The organism is Gilliamella sp. wkB18, assembly GCF_001690875.1.
Classification (GTDB): domain Bacteria; phylum Pseudomonadota; class Gammaproteobacteria; order Enterobacterales; family Orbaceae; genus Gilliamella; species Gilliamella apicola_A.
Genome location: NZ_LZHM01000103.1, coordinates 1 through 5,221 on the forward strand (window position 1 = coordinate 1; position 5,221 = coordinate 5,221).

General features: G+C 48.8%; 1 tRNA gene and 3 rRNA genes. All 4 read right to left on the minus strand.

What is annotated here, in order from left to right:
• Nucleotides 1–9: 9 nt before the first annotated feature.
• The 4 genes from rrf to A9G48_RS10530 all read right to left on the minus strand — a co-directional run bounded on the left by rrf (nt 10) and on the right by A9G48_RS10530 (nt 5,061).
• A 5S ribosomal RNA gene (gene rrf / locus A9G48_RS10515) occupies nt 10–125 on the minus strand.
• Between the two features lie 156 nt (nt 126–281).
• Nucleotides 282–3,181, minus strand: a 23S ribosomal RNA gene (locus tag A9G48_RS10520).
• A gap of 211 nt (nt 3,182–3,392) precedes the next feature.
• Nucleotides 3,393–3,468, minus strand: a tRNA-Glu gene (locus A9G48_RS10525).
• A 55-nt stretch (nt 3,469–3,523) separates the two neighbouring features.
• Nucleotides 3,524–5,061: ribosomal RNA gene (locus A9G48_RS10530) — 16S ribosomal RNA — on the minus strand.
• The 16S, 23S and 5S rRNA genes sit together here with 1 tRNA gene alongside, the layout of an rRNA operon.
• Between the last annotated feature and the right edge of the window lie 160 nt (nt 5,062–5,221).

A 5,221-nucleotide genomic window follows, 5' to 3' on the forward strand; every position in this document is an offset into this window, starting at 1 on the left:
ATTTAAAAAGTCTGGCGGCACCCTACTCTCACATGGGTAATACCCACACTACCATCGGCACTACGGCGTTTCACTTCTGAGTTCGGCATGGGGTCAGGTGGGACCACCGCGCTATTACCGCCAGACATATTCTTTTCTCTTCTACAATCAGTGCTCATTATCTCATAATAACACCAATCTCTCAATTCGGAACAAACCACTCAATCAACATTTAATCCAATTTCGATGACTTAGTCATCAAACGCTTCTCTTCACGTAATCACAAAACAACTCCGAGTTGTAAGGTTAAGACTCTCGGTTCATTAGTATCAGTTAGCTCAATGTATCACTACACTTACACACCTGACCTATCTACGTCTTAGTCTCAAACGAACCTTACTGAATCTCTTCAGGGAAAACTCATCTTAAGGCTAGTTTCGTGCTTAGATGCTTTCAGCACTTATCTATTCCGCACGTAGCTACCGGGCAATGCAATTGGCATCACAACCCGAACACCAGCGGTGCGTTCACTTCGGTCCTCTCGTACTAGAAGCAAACCCTCTCAATTTTCCTACGCCCATGGCAGATAGGGACCGAACTGTCTCACGACGTTCTAAACCCAGCTCGCGTACCACTTTAAACGGCGAACAGCCGTACCCTTGGGACCTACTTCAGCCCCAGGATGTGATGAGCCGACATCGAGGTGCCAAACACCGCCGTCGATATGAACTCTTGGGCGGTATCAGCCTGTTATCCCCGGAGTACCTTTTATCCGTTGAGCGATGGCCCTTCCATTCAGAACCACCGGATCACTATGACCTACTTTCGTACCTGCTCGAGCCGTCACTCTCGCAGTCAAGCTAGCTTTTGCCATTGCACTAACCTCCTGATGTCCGACCAGGATTAGCTAACCTTCGTGCTCCTCCGTTACTCTTTGGGAGGAGACCGCCCCAGTCAAACTACCCACCAGACAGTGTCCCTTACCTCGATTCAGAAGTATAGGTTAGAACATCAAACATTAAAGGGTGGTATTTCAAGGTCGACTCCACACACACTGGCGTGCATGCTTCTTTGCCTCCCACCTATCCTACACATTAAGGCTCAATGTTCACTGTCAAGCTATAGTAAAGGTTCACGGGGTCTTTCCGTCTTGCCACGGGTACACCGCATCTTCACGGCAAATTCAATTTCACTGAGTCTCGGGTGGAGACAGCCTGGCCATCATTACGCCATTCGTGCAGGTCGGAACTTACCCGACAAGGAATTTCGCTACCTTAGGACCGTTATAGTTACGGCCGCCGTTTACTGGGGCTTCGATCAGGAGCTTCTGCATTCGCATAACCCCATCAATTAACCTTCCAGCACCGGGCAGGCGTCACACCGTATACGTCCACTTTCGTGTTTGCACAGTGCTGTGTTTTTATTAAACAGTTGCAGCCAGCTGGTATCTTCGACTGATTTCACCTACATCCGCGTGGGAGTTCAATTACCATCAGCGTGCCTTCTCCCGAAGTTACGGCACCATTTTGCCTAGTTCCTTCACCCGAGTTCTCTCAAGCGCCTGAGTATTCTCTACCTGACCACCTGTGTCGGTTTCGGGTACGATTAACTATAACCTGAAGCTTAGAGGATTTTCCTGGAAGCTTGGCATCAATTACTTCACTACCTTAGTAGCTCGTCATCACGCCTCAGGGTCTCAGTGACCGGATTTGCCTAATCACACCCCTACACGCTTAAACCACCATCCAACAGGTGGATAACCTAGCCTTCTTCGTCCCCCCATCGCAGTTATAGCCAGTACGGGAATATTAACCCGTTTCCCATCAGATACGCCCTTCGGCCTCTCCTTAGGGGTCGACTCACCCTGCCCCGATTAACGTTGGACAGGAACCCTTGGTCTTCCGGCGAGCGGGCTTTTCACCCGCTTTATCGTTACTTATGTCAGCATTCGCACTTCTGATACCTCCAGCATGCCTCACAACATACCTTCTACGGCTTACAGAACGCTCCCCTACCCAATGCACTTACGTGCACTGCCGCAGCTTCGGTGCATAGTTTTAGCCCCGTTACATCTTCCGCGCAGGCCGACTCGACTAGTGAGCTATTACGCTTTCTTTAAATGATGGCTGCTTCTAAGCCAACATCCTAGCTGTCTAAGCCTTCCCACTTCGTTTCCCACTTAACTATGACTTTGGGACCTTAGCTGGCGGTCTGGGTTGTTTCCCTCTTCACGACGAACGTTAGCACCCGCCGTGTGTCTCCCATGATTAAACTTGTCAGTATTCGGAGTTTGCATCGGGTTGGTAAGCCGGGATGGCCCCCTAGCCGAAACAGTGCTCTACCCCCAACAGTTACTCATGAGGCGCTACCTAAATAGCTTTCGGGGAGAACCAGCTATCTCCCGGTTTGATTGGCCTTTCACCCCCAGCCACAGGTCATCCGCTAATTTTTCAACATTAGTCGGTTCGGTCCTCCAGTTAGTGTTAACCAACCTTCAACCTGCCCATGGCTAGATCACCGGGTTTCGGGTCTATACCCTGCAACTTAACGCACAGTTAATACTCGGTTTCCCTTCGGCTCCCCTATTCGGTTAACCTTGCTACAGAATATAAGTCGCTGACCCATTATACAAAAGGTACGCAGTCACACATATCTAATGATACATGCTCCCACTGATTGTACGTACACGGTTTCAGGGTCTATTTCACTCCCCTCCCGGGGTTCTTTTCGCCTTTCCCTCACGGTACTGGTTCACTATCGGTCAATCAGGAGTATTTAGCCTTGGAGGATGGTCCCCCCTTCTTCAGACAGGATATCACGTGTCCCGCCCTACTCTATAAGCTTCCACATAATATACTTTCGTGTACGGGACTTTCACCCTCTATAGTGCGACTTTCCTGAACGCTTCCACTAATATACTATGCTACCCGCTTGGGCTCCTCCCCTTTCGCTCGCCGCTACTCAGGGAATCTCGGTTGATTTCTTTTCCTCGGGGTACTTAGATGTTTCAGTTCTCCCGGTTCGCCTCATCTGACTATGGATTCATCAGACAATAATGTAGTTACCTACATTGGGTTTCCCCATTCGGACATCAACGGCTATAACGCTTTTTATCAGCTCACCGTCGCTTTTCGCAGATTAACACGTCCTTCTTCGCCTCTGATTGCCTAGGCATCCACCGTGTACGCTTAATTTCTTAACCTTACAACTCACAGTTGTCTTGGTTAATTACGCTTTCTTCTCTTTTCGCTTTCAGTCACCTATATTTACATATCGATTCCTCCAGCAAAACGAGAACTCGTTTCTTTCAGCTTGTTCCTTATTGTTAAAGAGCTTTATCTTTCTATTCACTTAATAACTAAATTAAGTAAACACAAAAATAATTTTTAGAAAAATAATTTCATCACATTTTATGGCGTCCCCTAGGGGATTCGAACCCCTGTTACCGCCGTGAAAGGGCGATGTCCTAGGCCTCTAGACGAAGGGGACTTAATTATTTCTCTTTCTAAACAAACAATCTGTGTGAACACTTACGAGCTCTTCGTAAGGAGGTGATCCAACCGCAGGTTCCCCTACGGTTACCTTGTTACGACTTCACCCCAGTCATGAATCACACCGTGGTAAACGCCCTCCCTAAGGTTAAGCTATCTACTTCTGGTGCAACCCACTCCCATGGTGTGACGGGCGGTGTGTACAAGGCCCGGGAACGTATTCACCGTGACATTCTGATTCACGATTACTAGCGATTCCGACTTCATGGAGTCGAGTTGCAGACTCCAATCCGGACTTAGACGTACTTTATGAGGTCCGCTTGCTCTCGCGAGGTCGCCTCCCTTTGTATACGCCATTGTAGCACGTGTGTAGCCCTGGTCGTAAGGGCCATGATGACTTGACGTCGTCCCCACCTTCCTCCGCTTTATCAACGGCAGTCTCCTTTGAGTTCCCGACCTAATCGATGGCAACAAAGGATAAGGGTTGCGCTCGTTGCGGGACTTAACCCAACATTTCACAACACGAGCTGACGACAGCCATGCAGCACCTGTCTCACAGTTCCCGAAGGCACTCTCATATCTCTACAAGATTCTGTGGATGTCAAGACCAGGTAAGGTTCTTCGCGTTGCATCGAATTAAACCACATGCTCCACCGCTTGTGCGGGCCCCCGTCAATTCATTTGAGTTTTAACCTTGCGGCCGTACTCCCCAGGCGGTCGATTTATCGCGTTAGCTTCGGAGCCCATCACTCTAGGCAACAAACTCCAAATCGACATCGTTTACAGCGTGGACTACCAGGGTATCTAATCCTGTTTGCTCCCCACGCTTTCGCATCTCAGCGTCAGTATCTGTCCAGAAGGCCGCCTTCGCCACCGGTATTCCTCCACATCTCTACGCATTTCACCGCTACACGTGGAATTCTACCTTCCTCTACAATACTCCAGATAACCAGTTTTAAATGCAATTCCTAGGTTGAGCCCAGGGATTTCACACCTAACTTAATTATCCGCCTACATGCCCTTTACGCCCAGTCATTCCGATTAACGCTCGCACCCTCCGTATTACCGCGGCTGCTGGCACGGAGTTAGCCGGTGCTTCTTCTGTAACTAACGTCAATTCTAGGCACTTTTCATACCCAAAACTTCCTCACTACCGAAAGTACTTTACAACCCGAAGGCCTTCTTCATACACGCGGCATGGCTGCATCAGGGTTCCCCCCATTGTGCAATATTCCCCACTGCTGCCTCCCGTAGGAGTCTGGACCGTGTCTCAGTTCCAGTGTGGCTGGTCATCCTCTCAGACCAGCTAGAGATCGTCGCCTTGGTAAGCCTTTACCCCACCAACTAGCTAATCCCATATGGGTTCATCAAATGGCGCACGTCCTCGCGGAACCGTACTTTGGTCTCTCAACTTTATGCGGTATTAGCAGTCGTTTCCAACTGTTGTCCCCCTCCATCTGGCAGATCCCCATACATTACTCACCCGTCCGCCACTCGTCATCAAGTGCAAGCACTCATGTTACCGTTCGACTTGCATGTGTTAAGCCTGCCGCCAGCGTTCAATCTGAGCCATGATCAAACTCTTCAATTTAAAGTTTGATGCTCAATAACTGTCTCTGACATATTCAAATGAATCTTCAGTGTCACTTATCAAGACTTCTTAATCTTTTTAGTCCGTAGACTTTTAATCTTTCGTCTCGCAAGTGCCCACACAGATTGTCTGTTTCTTCTTTTTAAAGAGCTAACAGCTT